This window comes from Amycolatopsis orientalis DSM 43388, from assembly GCF_000411975.1.
GTDB classification, from domain to species: domain Bacteria; phylum Actinomycetota; class Actinomycetes; order Mycobacteriales; family Pseudonocardiaceae; genus Amycolatopsis; species Amycolatopsis orientalis_D.
The window spans coordinates 15,483-33,278 of the sequence record NZ_ASXG01000015.1; the positions used below are offsets into that span (position 1 = coordinate 15,483).

A 17,796-nucleotide genomic window follows, 5' to 3' on the forward strand; every position below is an offset into this window, starting at 1 on the left:
ACGGTCACGTGGGGGTTGACCGTCGTCGAGTGCGCGGGTGCCACCACCGGAGGAAAACAGCCGCGGGCGCGGGCCTTCCGCTTCGCCCGCGACCGCGGCTCCGAGGATTTGCCCCGGGGAAGCCTCGCGAGTGGCGAGGCGCCGCCTTGACCGCGCGGGGGAGCGCGGGAGGGGGAGGAAGGCGGCCCGCCTCGCCACTCGTGAGCATTAACCGCCGACGAGAGCGGTCGCCACGCCGTCGACCACCCGCGCACACGTCTCGCCGTGGGTGAGCGGCAGGTAATGCCCGGCTCCCGGCACGATCTGCAACGTTCCGTCCTGGCAGGCGGCCAGAAATCGCCGTTCGCCGAGACGGAAGTGGTCGTGGCGGCCGTTGAGCAGCAGTACCCGGCCCGGGTACCGCGCGAGGTCGGCGAGCGGATCCATCCGGGCAGCCGCCTCCATCACGTCGGGGATGACTTCGGAAGCGATTCCCGCCGCGAGGACCGGCTCGGCAATTTCCGCGGGAACGACCCGGCGGAGCAGCCACGCACTGAAGGAAGCACCGTCGTCCGCGGTCGTCGCCAGGCCGCGTCGCGCGAACCGGAATCCGCCGCGCAGCACCGCGCTGGGCACGAGCGAACATCCGGCTCCCACCAGGGAAACCACCCGCTCCGGATGGCGAGCCGCGGTCGCGATCGAGACATAGCCGCCGAGGGAATGCCCGAACAAGACCGCGCGGCCGCCCACCTCGTCGATGGCCTCGGCGACCGCATCGACCGCGCTGTCCAGAGTGAATCTTTCCCCGCGCCGCGTCCCGTGCCCAGGCAGGTCCGGCACGGCGATCCGGCCGCGGGCCAGGCGTTTCTGCTGCTGCCAGCACGCCCCGGACAACCGCAGGCCGTGCGCGAAAACCACCGGCAAGACGTCGCTCATGTCTCCCCCTTCACCCCGCAATGCAACGCTCCGTTGCGTTTGAAGGTGTACCACGCGGGCGCGCCCAAATGCAACGCACCGTTGCAAACGGGTTAGGGTGAGCCCATGGACCGGACCGCATCCCGCCCGCGCAAGGCGGACGCCATCTTCTCCGCGACCCTCGAGCTGCTGGCCGAACGCGGGTACGACGCGCTGACGATCGAAGCGGTCGCCGCACGGGCCGGGGTGCACAAAACGACGATCTACCGGACGTGGGCGACCAAGGACGAGGTGCTCGCCGACGCCCTCGTGCAGGCCCCGGAGCTGACCTTCGCGATGCCCGACACCGGTTCTCTGCGCGGCGATCTCCTCGAACTGGCGAAGCAGATCTACCGTCTGCTGTCCGATCCGGCGAACCGGCGCGTGATCACGACCGTCGTCTCCGCGCTGCCGGACCGGCCAGCCACCGCCGAGGCGGCCGGACGGTTCTTCGCCGACCGCCTCGGCCGTGAGCAGGCCGTCTTCGACCGTGCGCACGACCGAGGCGAACTCGCCGAGGCCGCGGATGCGGAGATGATCATGGATCTGCTCGGCGGGAACCTCTGGTTCCACACCTTGATCCGGGCGAAATCCGCCGACGACGCCTATCTCGAACGGCTAGTCGACACCGTCCTCACCGGAATCCCCCGGGGCGGCCGGTGATCAGTACGGCCGGTCCCCGACGATCGCGACGCGCTCGGCGATCCGGACGTGCGGGTGGTAGTCGTTCACCGCGTAGTGCTGGGTCGCGCGGTTGTCCCAGAACGCCACCGAATCCCGCTCCCAGCGGAACCGCACCTGGAACTCCGGCGTGTGCGCCTGCAGGAACAAATACCGCAGCAACCGGTCGCTTTCGGCGCGGTCGAGGCCGACGATGTGCGTGGTGAACGCCTGGTTCACGAACAACGTGCGCCGTCCGGTCTCCGGATGGGTCCGCACCACCGGGTGCTCGACCGGCGGGTACGCGTCCTGCCATTGGGCGAGCAGGTCCGGGTCGGTGAACCGGTCGAATCCGGGGATGAAGTCGTGCACCGCGGTGAGGCCGTCGATCCGCTCGCGGACGTCGGCGGGCAGGTTGTCGTAGGCGGCGGCCATGTCGGCCCACATCGTGTCGCCGCCGACCGGCGGGACCTCGACCAGCCGCAGCACCGAACCGAGTGCCGGATTCGGCCGCCAGGTGACGTCGGTGTGCCAGATGTTTTCGTACCCGGGCATCCCGGCGGTGCGGGTGAACCGCACGACCTGATCGGAATCTCCCTGCGGGATGAACGGGTTGGTCTCCAGCTCGCCCCAGTTCGCGGCGAACGCGCGCTGCTGCTGCGACGTGATGTGCTGGTCGCGGAAGAACAGCACCTTCCACTCCAGCAGCGCGCGATTCAGTTCGGCGCGCAGCCGAGGCGAGACCGGCGCGCCAAGGTCCACTCCGGAGATTTCCGCGCCGATCACTCGTCCGAGCGGGCGAAGGGTGAAAAGCTCATAGGGGCGCTCTTCGACGCCGTCCGGAAGGCGGCGCAGCACGCGCGGGCCTTCGAGGATTCCGGCGTCCGGCGTGACGGACGAGCGCAGGCGGGCAGGCAGGTCTACCGACATAGGGGTACTCCCGGAAGAATAGGTGAATTCGGCTCTGCTAGCGGAAAATCGCCTACGCGGGAGGGGAGCCGAGACGACCGCGACGCCTCAGGAGAGCGGCGACGCCCTCACCGTCCGACCGCGCCGGGGCACGGCCGGCTTGCGGCACTACCCGGTTCTCTGGCATGACTCCAATCTTGGCCGGGACCGGAGCCGCTGGTCAAGGATCCCCACGATGTGGAATCGTCGCACGCCCGGCCGAGTGACCCGGGCGGCCTCGATGGGGTTAGATCTCCTCAGAGAGTCGCGGGCCGCGGTGCGCGCTCTTTCGGAAGCGGAGGTCCCGATGGCAGGTTCGACGAGCGAGCGGCTCAACGCCGCCGCGGACGCGCTCGATCGAGCGGCTGCCGACGCGGACCGTGCGGCGGGCCGGTTCTCCGAAGCCCGTCTCGAATCGACGCCGTGGGGGATTTCCGCGCCCGCACGGGAAATCGCCGCCCGGTGGGAGGCCGCGCTCGCCGCGCGGGACGTCGACGCGCGCATGCTCGGCGACGCGACGTCCGACCTCGCCGGCCAGCTCCGGATGGCCGCCCGCGGCCACCACCAGCGCCCGACGATCGCGACGGCGCTGCTGAGTTGATGCCGTTCCTCCACCCGGCGCTGGAAAACGCGGCCGCCGGGCTGGCTTCTTTGAGTGCCGCGGCCGCCGCGGTCAACGCACCGGACCCGATCACCGCGCTGCGCCAGATCGACTGTTCCCCGCAGGCGATCCGCGAATCGGCGCGCACGCTCTCCAGCGGACGCGACGTGTTGGTGATGGCACGGCTGGAGTTCGAACGCGGGGCGCACAGCGCGGAACGCAAATGGGGCGGCGAACCGGCCGCGCGATTCCGCAGCAGCGCGGACGAGCTGGACGCGCAATACCGGCAGGCCGCCGAAGCCGCCGCACGCACCGCGTCGGTCGGCTTGGACCTGGCGGATTTGCTTGACCGGCTGGCGGATCAGACCGCCGCACAGGTCATGCTCATCGCGGAAAGCGTGACCCCGGCGGCCGTCGCGCTGCTCGCGGGCGACCGCTCCGCGGAGCCAGCCGTGCGGGAGTCGTGCGGAACCATCGCGGAAGCGGTCGAGCGAGGCGTCGCAACCATAGGAGAGGCAACGACTTTCCTCGACGCGTTCGGCACTCCGGTGTTGCAGGAAGAGAATTAGCGAGTCGCGGTCACGAATCCGCCCCGCGTGTGCTCCACCGGCTCGCGTCCGTATCGGACGGCAAGTTCCGCCACCGTAACGGTTTCCGGCCGCCAGCCGTGCTCGGCAAGCCACTCCGGAGCGTCTCCGCCGAGACCGCCGCGCCACAGCGCCGTGACCTCGCCGCCGACTTCGCGTGCCCGCTCCAGCAATCCGTCCCGCTCGCCGTCCGGCCGGTGTTCGAACGAAACCCGGCTGCCCGGCGCGGACAACTCCGTGACAGCCGTGAGCAACCGCTCCGCCTCGTCGCGGCTGAGGTAGACGAGCAGTCCCTCGGCGAGCCAGACGGTCGGCTGTGTTGGATCGAAGCCCGCGTTTTTCAAGGCAGCGCCCCAGTCGTCCCGCAGATCCACCGGGACCGTCGTGCGCTCGCACCTCGCCCGCGCTCCCTGCTCAGCCAGCACGGTTTCCTTGAACGCGAGCACATCCGGCAGGTCGACTTCGAACATCCGCGCCCCATCGGGCCAGCCGAGCCGGTACGCCCGCGCGTCAAGCCCAGCCGCGAGAAGCACCGTCTGGGTCCCGCCGGAAACGAAGTCGTCGAAGAATCGCGTGCGGATCGCGACCTGCTGCGCGAACACCATCCCGAGCTGATGATTCCGCTCCTGGCCTTCGAAGAGCGCACGCCCCGCGTGGAAGAACGCGCCCGCGTACGGATCCTCGAACAACCGGTCCGGCCGTCCACTCTCCAGCGCCCGAAGCGCGGCCACCCCGACCGCGGTCCTGCCGACCGGCGGAAGCTCTTCGCTCATAGCCCTACGCTACTTCGGCTCGCCGCTTTGCTGTCCTCGACCAGCCTCCGCACTTTCTCCCGGTCGGACGAGCGGTAGCAAAAGGTGCAGAGGTCGGCTTTGTCGCCACCGCAAGCCGGGTTCACCGTGACTTGAGGCACCCCCGGCCCGGAACGCCCCAACTCGGCATTGCGAACTGAACGTCAACACCCGACGCCGACCACACCTGTACCCCATCCCCACCGCGCCCCTAACCACTCAACGCGCCCACCGCTTGGGGGTCCGGGGGGCGAAGCCCCTCCGGGCGGGGCCTGGGGGTTGCACCCCCAGAAACACGGCGGGCGAGCCAGGCCGACGCTTTCCGTCGGCATGGCTCGCCCACTCGCACGCGGTGGCGGTGGGATTTGAACCCACGGACGGGATTAACCGTCACACGATTTCGAGTCGTGCTCCTTCGGCCGCTCGGACACGCCACCGCCGAGAACAATACCGGACCCCCTCGGCGGGGTTCGGCGGGGGTTACTCGGCCTCGAGCCGTCGGTCGGCGAAGTACGTCTCGAGCAGGGCCGCGCAGTCGCTTTCGAGCACTCCGCCGTGGACTTCCGGCCGGTGGTTGAGGCGGCGGTCGCGCACGACGTCCCAGAGCGACGACACCGCGCCCGTCTTGGGCTCCCAGGCGCCGAACACCAGCCGCGCCACGCGGGCGAGCACGAGCGCGCCGGCGCACATCGTGCAGGGTTCCAGCGTGACCGCGAGGGTGCAGCCCTCGAGCCGCCAGCCGTCGCCGAACTCTCGGGCCGCCGCGCGCAGCGCGAGGATCTCCGCGTGCGCGGTGGGGTCGGCCAGCTCGACGCGCGCGTTGCGGGCCGCAGCCAGCGGGTGCCCGTCGGGGTCGAAGACGACCGCGCCGATGGGCACGTCGGCACCGGGGGCGCGGGCCGCGTCGAGCGCGGCCCGCACGGCCTCGGTGTCGTCCGGCCGTCTCAGAGCTGGTCCAGCAGTTTCGAGAACTCGGCCTCGAAACCGCACCGCTGGGCGATCATCTGGAGTTGTTCGTCCGGGTAGAGGTCGACCTCGCCGACGATCACCTCCAGTTCGCCGCCGGGCAGGCCGAGGTCGGCCAGGATTTCGAGGTCGCCTTCGGGCCAGACGGCGTCGTCGTCCTCGTCTGGTGGGTCGACGCGCAGCACGTCGAGGACGTCGGCCGCGATGTCGTAGTCGAGCGCCGCGGCCGCGTCCGACAGCAGCAGCGACGGTCCCCTCGGGCTCGGCCGGACGATCACGAAGAACTCGTCGTCGACGGCCAGCAGGCCGAATGCCGCCCCGGTCGACCGGAGCTTGCCCAGCTCGGTGATCGCCGCGTCCAGCTCTGTGAGCGCCGAGGAATCGAGCGCACTGCATCGCCACCGACCGTCTTCTCGGACCACAGCTATCGCGAAGCCCGTGACCGGCTCTTGCACCGCCATGCGCACACCGTATTCCGCCTCGCGGACGAACGCACGCACGGTGCGCCCGAAGCGTGCGAGGTGCCACTATCGAGCCATGACCGGACCCACCGACCTCCCCACCCTGCCCGGCAATCGGCACGCCGGGCTCCTCGAGGCCGCGAGGCAGCTGCAGGACCGCACTGTCGAGCTTCGCCGCGCTCTGCACCGGCACCCCGAACAGGGCTTGCAGCTGCCGCGCACCCAGGCGGCGATCCGCGCCGCGCTGGCCGACCTGCCGATCGAACTCACCGACGGCCGTTCCACGACGTCGCTCACCGGCGTGCTGCGCGGGGCCCGTCCCGGCCCGGCCGTGCTGCTGCGGGCGGACATGGACGCGCTGCCGCTGACCGAGGACACCGGCCTGGAGTTCTCGTCCGAGATCGACGGCTCGATGCACGCCTGCGGGCACGACACGCACGTCGCGATGCTCGCCTCCGCGGCGCGTCTGCTGTCCGAGCGCGTCGACGACCTGGCGGGCTCGGTCGTGTTCATGTTCCAGCCCGGCGAAGAGGGCATGCACGGCGCGCGGCACATGATCCACGAGGGAGTGCTGGACGCGGCGGGCACGCGCGTCACGCGGGCCTTCGGCCTGCACACGATCGCCAACAGCCCGAGCGGCGTGCTGCAGGTGCGCGGCGGGCCGATGATGGCGTCGGCCGACACGTTCAGCGTCGAGGTCACCGGCCGCGGCGGCCACGGTTCCGCTCCGCAGGACGCCATCGACCCGGTTCCCGCCGCGGCGGCGATGGTCAGTGCGCTCCAGACGATGGTCACGCGGCGGATCAGCGTCTTCGACCCGGCGGTGGTCTCGGTGACCCGTATCCAGGCCGGGACGACGACGAACATCATCCCCGAGACCGCGGTGCTCGAGGGGACCATTCGCACGCTGTCGGAGTCGACGCGGTCCTTCGTCCGTGAGGAACTGCCGAAGGTGTGCGAGGCGGTCGGAGCGGCCCACGGCTGCCGGGTCTCGGCCGGAGTGGACCCGGGTTATCCGACGACGGTCAACGATCCGGCGGTGGCGGCCGAGGTGTTGTCGCTGGGCGCGGAGGTGCTGGGCGCGGGCAACGTCGAGGAGTTGGCCACGCCGGTGATGGGCGCGGAGGACTTCTCCTATGTCCTGCAACGAGTTCCGGGCGCGTTCGCGTTCATCGGCGCCCGCGAGCCGGGAGCGGATCCGGCGACCACCGAGGACAACCACTCGAACCGGGTGAAGTTCCACGAACCGGCGATGGCCGCCGGGGTCGCCATGTACGCGGCGTTCGCGCTGGACGCCCTGCGCTGAGGTTCGGCGCGCCCTCGCGCGAGGGCGCGCCGGCTCACTCGGCTCGCGCGAGAAAGACGAACTCGCGATCCGGCCGGTCCGGGGCTTGCCGGACGTCCAGGACCCGATAGCCCTGCTCGCGCAGGCTTGCCGCCACCTCGTCCTGGCCGCGGAACCTCAGCGTCGAGTCCGAGGGGACAACGCTGCCGTCGGCCAGGAACGTGTAGGTGACGCGGAACGAGACGAGCGGCAACCGGACTTCGGTGACCTCGAACCGTTCCTCCACCTCGCCGATCCCCGGCACTTCGCGAGTACGCGGCGGCGCGTTCCACGTCTCCCACGCGCGGTAGTCCGGCCGGCGGGTCTCGAACACCAGATGCCCGCCGGGCCGCAGCGCGGTCCGGATTCCGCGGAGCGTCGCCGCCCAGTCCTCGTCGGTCAGGAAGACCTGCGCGACGTTTCCGGTCATCACCGCTAGATCCGCGTCCAGCGGGGGCAGGGTCGTCGCGTCTCCGTGCCGCCACTCCACTCTGGGGTCCTTCGCCCGCGCGAGGTCGAGCGACGCCTCCGCCGGGTCGACCCCGATGACGGTGCGTCCGGTCTCGGCGAGCAAGACCGCCAGGCAGCCGGTGCCGCAGCCGATGTCCAGCACCCGGCGGGCGGCCAGTTCGTCGGCGATCCGGACGTACGCGGGCAAATCTGCCCGGTCGCCGTCGAACACGTCGTAGACGGCCGCGAGGCGGGGATGGGCGAACAGCGCGTCGGGCATTCGCCAACGGTACCCAGTCTTTTTGCCAGGTCGAGCTGCTTTCCGGCGCAGTTCAGGACGGATATCCCAAAGATCGGGACGATCGTCCTGGTTTCCTTCGTGTTAGGCTGCACTGGTCGAGACATCATATATCAGATCGGATCTGCTCGTGGCGTTCGAGAAACAGCGACAGCGGCTCGCCGGCGTGGTGGCGATCCCGGTGACCCCCTTCACCGCAGACGGTGACGTGGCGGCTGATACGTACGAGCGGTTAGTCGAACGGCTCGTGCTGAGCGGCGTCGAGGTCGTCACGCCGAACGGCAACACCGGCGAGTTCTACGCACTCGACGAGCAAGAAACGCGGCACTGTCTCGAACTCGCTACCAAGGCCGCGCGTGAAGCGAGCGTCCTCGCTGGCGTCGGCCATGACGTCGCTACCGCCGTGAAGGCCGCGAAGCACGCGCGCGCTTCCGGAGCGGACATGGTGATGATCCATCAGCCCGTGCACCCGTACGTATCGCGCGAGGGCTGGATCGAGTACCACCGCGCTATCGCGAACGAAGTGCCCGAACTCGGGGTTGTCCTGTACGTGCGCAACCCCGCCATCGAGGGTTCAGACCTGGCGCAGCTCGCCGACGCCGCGCCGAACGTGCTCGGCGTGAAGTACGCGGTGCCCGACCCGGTGCGCTTCCGCACTGTCGCACGCGACGCGGGGTACGAGCGCTTCGTGTGGATCGCGGGTCTCGCGGAACTGTCCGCTCCTGGGTACTTCGCGGTCGGCGCGACGGGCTTCACCTCCGGCCTGGTGAACGTCGCGCCGCAGATCTCGCTCGACCTGTTCCGCCGCCTGCGTAACCACGACTTCGCCGGAGCGATGGAGATCTGGGACCGCATCCGCCCGTTCGAGGAGATGCGCGCCGCCCACGGCAACGCGAACAACGTCAGCGTGGTCAAGGACGCGCTTTCGCAACTCGGCCTGTGCCGGCCCGACGTGCGGCCGCCGAGCAGGCTGCTGACCGCCGCCGAACGGGACCAGCTGTTCGAAATCCTGTCCTCGTGGGGGCTTTCCTAACGCATCAGGCAGGCGCTGCCGGGAGGCCGAACACCGGGAACACTTCGGACCCGAAGGTGGTCACCTCAGCGACGCGGCCACCGTCCACTCGAAGAGTCACTAAGCCGAAGGCCCGAAACTCTCCAACTGTGCGCGCGTACGTGGCGAGCGCGGGAAGACCGTTTGCGCGCGTCTCGACAATGCGGAACTCGACCGCGTCTTCCCCGCGCAACGCTGGTGCCCAGGCTTCGAGCACTGCGGCTCGTCCCGCGTACCACGTTGGTTCCGGCCCCACATGCCCCCCAGCGCCGGGCGCGTGGCTGCAACGCACGTCTTCGCGCAACAGTTCAGCGAAGGCCGCTTCGTCGTGCTCCACGAGCGCCTTCACGTATTTCGCTACGACAGCGCGTTCCTCGTCGCTCGCGGACGCGGACGCCCACTCCGTACGTCGCGTAGGCAAGTGCTCCCGCAGCTCTGCTCGCGCTCGCAACACGTTGCTGTTCACCGACGCAGGCGTCGTACCGAGCACCGAAGCCGTTTCGCGCGCAGACCAGCCGAGTACGTCGCGAAGCACCAACGCGGCCCGCTGTCGTGGGGAAAGGTGCTGGATAGCCGCGAGGAACGCCAACTCCACCGTCTCGAGCGCGACGACGACAGCGTCCGGCTGAAGCGCGCTGTCCGGCGCGGGCTGCAGCCAAGGCACCGCGACGTCGGGGCGCGGCGCGAGGTCGGAGTCGCGCGTGACCGGCAGATCTAGCGTCGGCAACTCGCGCGGGTGTGCGTCGAGGTGGTCCAGACAGGCATTGGTCGCGATCCGGTACAGCCACGCCCGCAGGCTCGCGCGGCCCGCGTAGGTCGACCGGCCGCGCCACGCGCGCAGCAACGTCTCCTGGACCAGGTCTTCCGCCTCGTCGAACGAGCCCAGCATCCGGTAGCAGTGCACCCGCAGCTCGTGCCGGTACGACTCGGTCTCGCTCGCGAAGTCTGTCATCTGTTCAACCATGTCCGATACGACGGCGGGGTGCCGGGAAACTCAGCAAAGCCCAGCTCAGCCGGGGTGTGGCGGAGGTTACTCGCGCGTTAAGAAGGCGTCAGCACGACCGGCCGGACCGTCAGGGGCTCGTTTCCGGGACGTTGCGATCCGGGGTCGGCGCAGTGTGCTGGCGATGTTCGCCGCGATCGACATCGACCGGAGGTAACCGTGACGCTCAGCGAGCTGCTCCCGAGTCTCGGCTGCGAGGCCGCCGACCACCTAGAACCGGGACTCTGGCCGGAAGGCACGAAGCTCGGCGAAGGCGGTGAGCTGCTCTTCGCCGGCGCACCGGTCAGTCACCTCGCCGCACGCTTCGGTACGCCCGCCTACCTCCTCGACGAGGAACAGGTGCGCGAGACGGCGCGCGCGTACCGCCGCGCGCTTCCGGAGGCCGACGTCGCCTTCGCGAGCAAGGCGCTCTGTACGCGAGCAGTGTTGCGTTGGGTCGCCGAAGAAGGACTGTCGCTCGACACGTGCTCAGCCGGCGAGATCGCCGTCGCGCGCGCAGTCGGTTTTCCCGCGGAGCGCATTCTGTTGCACGGCAACGCCAAGACGCCGGAGGACCTGAAAGCCGCATTGCAGTACGGTGTCGGCCGCATCGTGCTTGACTCTCTCGACGAAGTCGAGCAACTCGGCGCGCTCGCGCACGGCGCGCAACGCGTCCTCATCCGCGTAACGCCGGGCGTCAGCGGCGACACGCACGCTGCGATCACTACCGGTACCGAAGGACAGAAGTTCGGCTTCTCGCTACGCCCCGACGTACGCGACAACGTCGACCGTGCCGTCGCAGCAGTGCTTGCGCAGCCAAGCCTGCAACTGACCGGACTGCACTGCCACATCGGCTCGCAAGTGTCCCGTGTGGACCGTTACGAAGAAGCCGCGCGCCGGATGGTCGCAGTGCTCGTCCGAATCCGCAGCCAATACGGAATCACGTTGCGCGACTTGGATCTCGGCGGCGGCCACGCGGTGCCGTACGCCGACCGTGAAGCGTCCTTCGACCTCGACGGATACGCACGACGCCTCCGCGTCGCACTGACCTACGAATGCTCGGCACAGGACTTCCCCTTGCCCCGCCTGACCATCGAGCCCGGCCGTGCGATCGTCGGACCGGCAGGGATCACCGTTTACCGAGTGTGCGCAGTAAAGCGCGGCGCACGCACGTTCGTCGCTGTCGACGGCGGCATGAGCGACAATCCCCGCCCCGCGTTGTACGGCGCGCGCTACACCGCGCGTCTCGTCGGCCGCCGTACGAAGGCCGCGCGTACGCCGATGACGGTGGTCGGACGCCACTGCGAGTCTGGCGACGTACTGGCCGATGTCTGCCTGCCCGACGACATCCACGTCGGCGACCTGCTGGCCGTACCGTGCACCGGCGCGTACCACCACTCGCTGGCGTCGAACTACAACCTCGTCGGCCGCCCACCATTGGTCGGCGTCCGCGACGGACACGCGACGCTCCTTGTACGCCGCGAAACCGAAGAAGACCTGCTTCGCCGCTGCTAGCTTTCGATGGTCTGACCGTCGCGGGCAACGACGCCGCGCGTCAGACGTCGTCCAGCGAAGAAGTCACGGCACGCGCGTTGCACGGCGAACATCAACGGGAAGCCCACGAGGATCGCCACGACCCCGATCACCGCGACGCCGCCGATGCCGAACACAGTGGTCTCTCCGGCGTCAGGCTTCGCGTACGCGATCGCCGCGAGCACCAGTACCGCCAGGAAGAACACGCCGCCCACGAAGGGCAGTACGCCGCGAAGCAAGAAGTCACGCACGCTCGACAACAGCGTCCGGCGAAACACCCACACGCACGCAAGCGCCGTCACCGTGAACTCGATCGCGATCGTAAGCCCGACGGCGTCGACCGAATCCGCGAGCACGTTCCGGCTCCACAACGCCAGCAGCACGTACAAGGCGAGCGACACCAACCCAAACGCCCAGGTCGTCACCGATGGCGTCTGGTACTTCGGGTGTACGCGGCCGAACACCTTGGGCAGCGCGCCGTGGCTGGCCATCGACAACGTGGTGCGCGCGGCGGGCATGATCGTCGCCTGGCTCGTGGCCGCACCGCTGGTCAGCACCGACACGATCAGCAGCACCCCCATGACCTTGCCGAACCCGGACGTCCCGAACACCGCGCCGCCCAATCCGGCGAGGACGTCCTCGGCGTTCGCTTCGTTGGCAAGCCCGATCCCGTGCTCGCCGACGCCCGCGAAGGCCAGCGCCGCGACCGTCACCAGCAGGTAGTTGAGCACCAGCAGCACCGTGGAGAGGATCGCCGCCCGGCCCGGCGCGTGCCGCGGATCAGCCGATTCCTCGTTGACCGAGAGCGAACTCTCCCAGCCCCAGTAGATGAAGACCGCGAGCAGCACCGCCGACACCGCCGTCCCGACGCTTACCCCGCTCGGCCACAGCCAGTCCCAGCTCGGCGTGCTCGCTTGCGGGCCCGCAGTGCCGCCGTAGACGCGGGTGAGTGCGACGACGGAAAAGATCACCAGGACGGCGAGTTCGATGCCGAGGAGGACCCACTGCGCCCGCGCGGACACCTCGATGCCGCGGTAGCAGAGCCAGCAGAGCACGAGCAGCCACGCGCCTCCGATCGCGGTCGTCACCGCCCGATTGTTCGCGAGGTCGTCCAGACCGAACAGCAGCAGCGTGTACCGGCCGGTCAGCGCGGACTGACTGCTCATCACCAGCAGCTGCTCGACCAGGACGACCCAGCCGGTCATCCAGCCGACCCGGCTGCCGAACGCGCGGGTGGCCCAGGTGAAGTTGGTGCCGCAGTCGGGTTCGGCCGCGTTGAGCTCCCGGAAGGCGAAGGCGACGAACAGCACCGGAACGAACGACAGCAGCACGAACGCGGCGGCCTTGAACCCCGTCCCGGCGAGCACGATGAACCCGAGCGTCGCGGCGATGGAGTAAGCCGGGGCGGTCGACGACATCCCGATCACCGTCGAAGACACCATGCCCAGCGCGTTCGAACGGAGCCCCTTGGCCGGCACCACGGGCGCGGCGACGGCTTCGGTCATGGGAATATTCCTCCTCGGGATCGGCGGTTCGCGACCGTACCCGCTGTGTGCCCGAGCCAGAACGGGGTGGTGCGGGAGCGCACATGTCCGCCATCCGGAGAAGAAAACGGGAAAGGGTCTCCTGCTCTCCGGCTCCTGCCGATACGCTGCGCGTCTGACGAATCACATGCCGAAACACAGGGAGGGACGGCATGGGTGACGAAAACCGTACGAAAATCGAGGAACCCCGTGCTCCGAGAGCGCTAGACGCGACCGACCGGACGCTCATCACGCTGTTGCAGGAAGACGGCAGGGCGTCCTTCACCGCACTGGCCAAGGCGGTGGGCCTTTCGGAGGGCGCGGTGCGGCAGCGGGTACAACGGCTGCTGCGGGAGGAAATGGTGCAGATAGTCGCCGTGACCTCGCCAGAACACGTCGACCTGACCCGAAGGGCGATGGTCGGCATCACGGTGGACGGCGACGCCCGCGAAGTGGCCCAGCAACTGGCCAAGGTCGCCGACGTGCACCAAGTAGCACTCTGCTCAGGCCGCTTCGACCTGCTGGCAGAACTGCTGTGCCGCGACGACGACCACCTGCTCTCCGTACTCGGCGACGAGGTACGGCCCATCGCGGGCGTCGTCTCCACGGAGCTGTTCGTGTACCTGAAGCTGGCGAAGCAGGACTACTCGTGGGGGAGGCTCACCGCCTGATCCGCGGGCTGGTTTCGCGGGTTGGTTCGCGGCTAGCGTGCTCAGGCTGGGTGCTCGGTGGGGTTCCTGGTCTGAGGCACTGGCCGGGCTCCGGGCGCGACCCGAACGGGCTGTCTGGCCGACCGGGCCCTTGGCACTGACCGGGTTGTCGGCGAGGTGCCTGATGTGAGGCGCTGGCCGGGCTTCCAGCGCGACCCGAACGGAGCCGTGGCCCGGTCGTATCCTCGGCGGAGTTCCCGACCCGAGACACTGGCCCGGCTTCCGGCGCGACCCAAGCGGGCTGTCTGGCCGGTCGGGTCGGTGGCACTGGCTGGACCATCGGCGCGGCACGGACTGGCCGGGTTCTCGGCGAGGTGACTGATCTGAGGTGCTGGCCGGGCTTCCGACGCGACGGGAACGGAGCCGTGGCCTGGTCGGATCCTCGGTGGGGTTCCGGACCCGAGGCAGTGGGCGGTCTTCCGGCGCGACCCGAACGGGTTGTCTGACCGGTCTGGTTCGCAAGGCCGGATCGGTCGGTGCGGGCTGGATCTTCGCCCGGGATCGGGCAGGTGCCGGGTCAGGTCGGCTGTTTCCGCAGTTCTCGGACTGCCGTTCGCAGCCCGGACGAGCTGGCCCTCTGGCCGAGCCAAACCGGTTCCGCAGGCGCGGCCGTCGGCTCCCGCTGATCCACCCAGGGGGACCCGGCTGCCCGGTGGCTTGGACCGGCGTCGTTCCGCGGCGCACTCCTCGAGCTACCGCTCGGGGCTGGCGTCCCCGGCCTCGCTTGGACCCGTCGGAGGGCATCGTCCGGTGCTGGCTTCGAAGCTCTGGTTCCAGCATCACCGCTGGTCCCGGCATGGGCCACAGTCCCCACACCGGTGCGGCGGCGAGTTCCAGCCGCCCGTTCCGGCAACGGCGGCCTGCCAGCGCGGTACCCGACCATCCCTGCTGGCCCAGCAACGGCGCTGGCCAGCACGGGATCTCCAACCGGTCCCAGGGCACCGGACCGGCGCCCGCTCTAGCCACCGTCTCCAGCAACGACGCTTGGCGACACACCGCCTGATCGACGGCCCCGCCGCTGACGGCACCAACCCGGTTGTCCCGCCTTCGGCCGCACCCCGACGTTCCAGGCCCCAGTCCCCGGCGCGGAAACGCGGGCGGATCCGGCACGGCAGACCCCAGTCCCGCTCACCGGCATCGCGCTGCCCGGAGAAATGCTCGAGCCAGCAGCCAATTCACGCCCCTCCGATGCTACTTCCAGATGACTATTACCCCCTTCCTGATTAGACCGACTGGTCGAATACTTCCGTTTCGCTTACGCCTCCGAACGGCCGCACTAGGCCGAATTTGCCGACCGCGCGATCGGAATGGCGAGCCGGATTCCGTATCGGCCTCCCACCGGCCCACCCACACCGCACCGCGCTCTTCCGCGAATTGCCGAGGCGTCAATCGACCCGCTATCCGCCCAGCAGAAACTCCCGCGGAGCCAGCGGCCGGTCGACGACGCGGACCTCGCCGATCTCCCCGTAGAAGCTGCGCTCCACCTTGCCCTGGTACGACGACGCGCCGACCAGCCAGCTGCCGCCCGGGTTGGCCAGGCCGATCGCGGGCGTCTTGGGGTTGCGCAGCAGGGGGCAGCCGTCGACGTACAGCGTGCTGCGCCATCCGTCGTTGACGACCGCGACGTGCCACCACTTCGCCAAGGGCAGTTCGTGGCCCCAGTTGGTGGAGATCCCGTTCTGGTTCAACGGGAACACAGCCCATTGCAGTTCCGCGCCGTCCGAGAGGCTGAACGTCGCGGCTGACTCGTTCGGGTCGTCGCCGGACTTCCCGGCCGCGCCGCCGTTGCCGAGGCGAGCGAAGATGCCGCACCAGCCGTGGGTGCCGTCGCGGAAGTCCGCGGGCAAGCGGATGAACGCCTCGACGGTGTAGCCGCGCTGGAAAGTCAGGCTGTTCATCGGTGCGCTGTCGACGGTCTGAAGGTATGCGCCACGGTCCGGGTTACGCGCGCCGTCGAACCGAAGGCTCGCCCGCGACGGCTGACGGGGCGAGAAGTCCGCCGAATAAGCCAACGACTCGGGCCCGCTGCCCGGCACGGTCACGCGGCGCAGGTCGTTGCCGCGGCCGGTGAGGTCCTTGATCAGCGCGTTGTCCGGCACCGGAGCGCCCGCGCGGCCGCCCTCGAACCGCCAGTACGCGACGGTGCCCGGCACGAGCTGCGGCTTCACCGGACGGGCCGGCGGCACCGGGACGGGCGCGAAACCGGCGAACCGTTGGTCGAAGTCGATGTCGATGCTGAAGTAATCGACGTCGGTGCTGCGCTCGGCTTCGATGCGCTCGAGTTCGCTGAGGTCGCGCCGGCCGTCGAGCCACGGCGAGAACGTGCGGACGTCGATGACGCCGCGAGCGACGTCGAACTGGTACAGCCGGATCATGCCGCTGCCGCCGTAGTAGCGGTCTTGGTAGTTCGTGAGGTGCAGATGCACGTCGTGGCCGGCGGCGTTGCGCTTCACCAGCCGGCTCGGCGGCCAGTAGTGGCCGTTGAGGGTCAGGAAGATCTGGTCGCTCTCGTTGACGAACTCGTCCCAGACCTTCTGGCCGAAGTCCGACAGGAACGCCTTGCCGTGCTCGTCGGAGTTGACCAGCTCGTGGATCGTCAGGATGGCGGGCAGCTTCGGGTGCTGCGCGAGCACCTGCTTCGCCCACGCGAACCCGCCCGCCGACGGACGCCAGTCCATCGCGAGCACCAGCCACTCCCGACCGGCGGCCCGGAACACGTGGTAGGTGTTGTAGCCGTCCTTCGAAGAGCCGCGGAACGTCGGCGAGTTCCGCTGGCGCTGCGGCCCGAACGCGTCGAGGTACGGCGTCCGGCCGCGCTGGTCGTCGGTGGAGCCGTCGATGTCGTGGTTGCCCGCGAGCGTGCTGTACGGGAACCGGAACCGGTCGAGCGCCTGGAACGACCGGCTGATGCCAGCGAACTCCCGCGCCTGCCCGTTCTGCGTGAGGTCGCCGAGGTGCGCGAGGAAGACAACGTTGTCGTCGTGCGCCTGCCGCAGCACGTACGACAGCGAGGCGTCCACCGGTCTCGAGTCGCCCCGGTCCTCGTCGAACAGGTACTGGGTGTCGGGCATGACCGCGATCGTGAAACGCGGGCTGTCACCGTCCGGCCGCCGAGCGACACTGGGATCGGCCGAGGCGATCCCGTTCAGACCAGGAAGCGCGGACACCGCCGCACCGGTACCGAGGATTCCGGCCCCGCGCAGGAAGTTCCGCCGTGAAGAGTCAGTCACGAGCGGGAAGCTACGGGCCGGTCCCGACCGCTACGGCAACAGTTGCCGACGGCTCGATGAACAGCTCCGTTTCTGTCCTGTACTGGACAAACGGGGGTCCGCCGCGACGTCGCTCAGTGCCCCTCGCGTCGCCTCTGGTCGCCGGCGAGCATGCCCGGAACCGCAAACCACAACAGCCCGAACAGCAAGATCGCCATCCCGCCGACGAGTCCCATCGCGACCGGCCCGAAAGAGACCTTCGCGATCAGCGCGACCGTCACCGTGATCGCCGCAGCAAGGCACCCAAAGCCAACGAGCACGACCCGGTTGCCGACCCGCAGAATCTGCTCCCGCCGCCCCGTCCGGAACAGCATCCGGTGCCACGCCGCAGGCGCGATCAACAACGCCGTCGCCGCGACGGTGAGCAGCACCGCCAGCAGATGCAGCGTCTTCTCGAACCCGCTGGCATCGTGGAACCGGCCGGTGAAGACGACCGACAGCAGGAACCCGAACAGGATCTGGACGCCCGCCTGCGCGACCCGCAACTCCTGCAACAGCTCGCCGACGTTCCGCTGCAGCATCTGGTTCCGCGTCTCGCCGGTGTGCTCGACGTCGTCGTCAACCTCCGCCGCGGAGTCGCCCGCCGGGCCACTGTCCCGTACGGACTCGCCGACCTCAGCCGGCCCGCCGGACTCCGCCGTTCCCCGGGCGTGCTCGGCCCCGCTGGCCTGCGCAGGTGGGCCACCGGCCAGTCCATTCGCGCCTGCCG

General features: G+C 69.5%; 16 protein-coding genes, 1 tRNA gene and 1 pseudogene. 7 read left to right on the forward strand and 11 right to left on the reverse strand.

The features are described from left to right. Positions 1 to 207: 207 nt before the first annotated feature. A complete protein-coding gene (locus L942_RS01540; RefSeq protein WP_037353883.1) occupies positions 208 to 915 on the reverse strand; it encodes an alpha/beta fold hydrolase in 708 nt (235 codons plus the stop codon). Positions 916 to 1,020: 105 nt separating this feature from the next. Here L942_RS01540 and L942_RS01545 point away from each other — a divergent pair, with 105 nt between their 5' ends. Next, positions 1,021 to 1,596, forward strand: coding sequence for a TetR/AcrR family transcriptional regulator (locus L942_RS01545; protein ID WP_037353884.1), 576 nt, complete (start codon positions 1,021 to 1,023; stop codon positions 1,594 to 1,596). Here the strand turns inward: L942_RS01545 and L942_RS01550 are convergent, their stop codons facing one another. Continuing rightward, positions 1,597 to 2,523 carry a TauD/TfdA dioxygenase family protein gene (locus L942_RS01550; RefSeq protein WP_037353887.1) on the reverse strand — a complete coding sequence of 309 codons (927 nt, stop codon included), beginning with the start codon at positions 2,521 to 2,523 and terminating at the stop codon, positions 1,597 to 1,599. A 325-nt stretch (positions 2,524 to 2,848) separates the two neighbouring features. Between L942_RS01550 and L942_RS01555 the strand changes: the two genes are divergently transcribed. Together L942_RS01555 and L942_RS01560 are read left to right on the forward strand one after the other, a co-directional pair. Further along, positions 2,849 to 3,142 (forward strand): hypothetical protein, encoded by a 294-nt coding sequence (locus tag L942_RS01555; protein ID WP_200862671.1) that lies wholly within the window; start codon positions 2,849 to 2,851, stop codon positions 3,140 to 3,142. Further along, the gene (locus tag L942_RS01560) at positions 3,142 to 3,711 is read left to right on the forward strand and encodes a hypothetical protein (RefSeq protein ID WP_037353892.1); all 570 of its coding nucleotides are present in this window, start codon (positions 3,142 to 3,144) and stop codon (positions 3,709 to 3,711) included. The genes L942_RS01555 and L942_RS01560 overlap by 1 nt, the downstream gene beginning before the upstream one ends. Here L942_RS01560 and L942_RS01565 read toward each other — a convergent pair. The 4 genes from L942_RS01565 to L942_RS01580 form a co-directional block, all read right to left on the reverse strand. Then, on the reverse strand, positions 3,708 to 4,502 hold the full coding sequence (locus tag L942_RS01565; RefSeq protein WP_037353895.1) for an SAM-dependent methyltransferase: 795 nt from the start codon (positions 4,500 to 4,502) through the stop codon (positions 3,708 to 3,710). The genes L942_RS01560 and L942_RS01565 overlap by 4 nt on opposite strands. Positions 4,503 to 4,870: 368 nt before the next feature. Beyond that, positions 4,871 to 4,957: transfer RNA gene (locus tag L942_RS01570), tRNA-Ser, on the reverse strand. A gap of 43 nt (positions 4,958 to 5,000) precedes the next feature. After that, positions 5,001 to 5,441, reverse strand: a complete 441-nt coding sequence (locus tag L942_RS01575; protein ID WP_037353898.1) for a nucleoside deaminase — start codon at positions 5,439 to 5,441, stop codon at positions 5,001 to 5,003. A 23-nt stretch (positions 5,442 to 5,464) separates the two neighbouring features. Continuing rightward, the gene (locus L942_RS01580) at positions 5,465 to 5,947 is read right to left on the reverse strand and encodes a tRNA adenosine deaminase-associated protein (protein WP_037354362.1); all 483 of its coding nucleotides are present in this window, start codon (positions 5,945 to 5,947) and stop codon (positions 5,465 to 5,467) included. Positions 5,948 to 6,023: 76 nt separating this feature from the next. Here L942_RS01580 and L942_RS01585 point away from each other — a divergent pair, with 76 nt between their 5' ends. Next, positions 6,024 to 7,253: a M20 metallopeptidase family protein gene (locus L942_RS01585; protein WP_037353900.1), complete on the forward strand. Its 1,230-nt coding sequence runs from the start codon at positions 6,024 to 6,026 to the stop codon at positions 7,251 to 7,253. A 34-nt stretch (positions 7,254 to 7,287) separates the two neighbouring features. On the opposite strand, the gene L942_RS01590 is transcribed toward L942_RS01585, so the two are convergent. Further along, positions 7,288 to 8,001 carry a class I SAM-dependent DNA methyltransferase gene (locus tag L942_RS01590; RefSeq protein ID WP_037353902.1) on the reverse strand — a complete coding sequence of 238 codons (714 nt, stop codon included), beginning with the start codon at positions 7,999 to 8,001 and terminating at the stop codon, positions 7,288 to 7,290. 148 nt (positions 8,002 to 8,149) lie between these two features. On the opposite strand from L942_RS01590, the gene L942_RS01595 reads away from it, so the two are divergent. Then, the gene (locus L942_RS01595) at positions 8,150 to 9,052 is read left to right on the forward strand and encodes a dihydrodipicolinate synthase family protein (protein ID WP_037353904.1); all 903 of its coding nucleotides are present in this window, start codon (positions 8,150 to 8,152) and stop codon (positions 9,050 to 9,052) included. A gap of 4 nt (positions 9,053 to 9,056) precedes the next feature. Here L942_RS01595 and L942_RS01600 read toward each other — a convergent pair whose 3' ends face one another. Next, positions 9,057 to 10,022 (reverse strand): RNA polymerase subunit sigma-70, encoded by a 966-nt coding sequence (locus L942_RS01600; protein ID WP_235078848.1) that lies wholly within the window; start codon positions 10,020 to 10,022, stop codon positions 9,057 to 9,059. A 210-nt stretch (positions 10,023 to 10,232) separates the two neighbouring features. Here L942_RS01600 and lysA point away from each other — a divergent pair, with 210 nt between their 5' ends. After that, positions 10,233 to 11,567, forward strand: coding sequence for a diaminopimelate decarboxylase (gene lysA / locus L942_RS01605; RefSeq protein WP_037353910.1), 1,335 nt, complete (start codon positions 10,233 to 10,235; stop codon positions 11,565 to 11,567). Here the strand turns inward: lysA and L942_RS01610 are convergent. After that, a complete protein-coding gene (locus L942_RS01610) occupies positions 11,564 to 13,090 on the reverse strand; it encodes an APC family permease (RefSeq protein WP_037353913.1) in 1,527 nt (508 codons plus the stop codon). The two genes, lysA and L942_RS01610, sit on opposite strands and share 4 nt — an antisense overlap. 191 nt (positions 13,091 to 13,281) lie before the next feature. Between L942_RS01610 and L942_RS01615 the strand changes: the two genes are divergently transcribed. Then, on the forward strand, positions 13,282 to 13,779 hold the full coding sequence (locus L942_RS01615) for an Lrp/AsnC family transcriptional regulator (RefSeq protein ID WP_037353915.1): 498 nt from the start codon (positions 13,282 to 13,284) through the stop codon (positions 13,777 to 13,779). A gap of 1,436 nt (positions 13,780 to 15,215) precedes the next feature. Here the strand turns inward: L942_RS01615 and L942_RS01620 are convergent. Together L942_RS01620 and L942_RS01625 are read right to left on the reverse strand one after the other, a co-directional pair. Next, positions 15,216 to 17,048 carry a LamG-like jellyroll fold domain-containing protein gene (locus L942_RS01620; protein ID WP_037353916.1) on the reverse strand — a complete coding sequence of 611 codons (1,833 nt, stop codon included), beginning with the start codon at positions 17,046 to 17,048 and terminating at the stop codon, positions 15,216 to 15,218. Between the two features lie 113 nt (positions 17,049 to 17,161). Then, positions 17,162 to 17,635: pseudogene (locus L942_RS01625) on the reverse strand (DUF6328 family protein); the annotation flags it as partial. Between the last annotated feature and the right edge of the window lie 161 nt (positions 17,636 to 17,796).

Bases quoted from the DNA above. Each gene is read 5' to 3' on its own strand.
- L942_RS01540 (WP_037353883.1), bottom strand. From the start codon at position 915: ATGAGCGACGTCTTGCCGGTGGTTTTCGCGCACGGCCTGCGGTTGTCC.
- L942_RS01545 (WP_037353884.1), top strand. From the start codon at position 1,021: ATGGACCGGACCGCATCCCGCCCGCGCAAGGCGGACGCCATCTTCTCC.
- L942_RS01550 (WP_037353887.1), bottom strand. From the start codon at position 2,523: ATGTCGGTAGACCTGCCTGCCCGCCTGCGCTCGTCCGTCACGCCGGAC.
- L942_RS01555 (WP_200862671.1), top strand. From the start codon at position 2,849: ATGGCAGGTTCGACGAGCGAGCGGCTCAACGCCGCCGCGGACGCGCTC.
- L942_RS01560 (WP_037353892.1), top strand. From the start codon at position 3,142: ATGCCGTTCCTCCACCCGGCGCTGGAAAACGCGGCCGCCGGGCTGGCT.
- L942_RS01565 (WP_037353895.1), bottom strand. From the start codon at position 4,502: ATGAGCGAAGAGCTTCCGCCGGTCGGCAGGACCGCGGTCGGGGTGGCC.
- L942_RS01580 (WP_037354362.1), bottom strand. From the start codon at position 5,947: ATGGCGGTGCAAGAGCCGGTCACGGGCTTCGCGATAGCTGTGGTCCGA.
- L942_RS01585 (WP_037353900.1), top strand. From the start codon at position 6,024: ATGACCGGACCCACCGACCTCCCCACCCTGCCCGGCAATCGGCACGCC.
- L942_RS01590 (WP_037353902.1), bottom strand. From the start codon at position 8,001: ATGCCCGACGCGCTGTTCGCCCATCCCCGCCTCGCGGCCGTCTACGAC.
- L942_RS01600 (WP_235078848.1), bottom strand. From the start codon at position 10,022: ATGACAGACTTCGCGAGCGAGACCGAGTCGTACCGGCACGAGCTGCGG.
- L942_RS01610 (WP_037353913.1), bottom strand. From the start codon at position 13,090: ATGACCGAAGCCGTCGCCGCGCCCGTGGTGCCGGCCAAGGGGCTCCGT.
- L942_RS01615 (WP_037353915.1), top strand. From the start codon at position 13,282: ATGGGTGACGAAAACCGTACGAAAATCGAGGAACCCCGTGCTCCGAGA.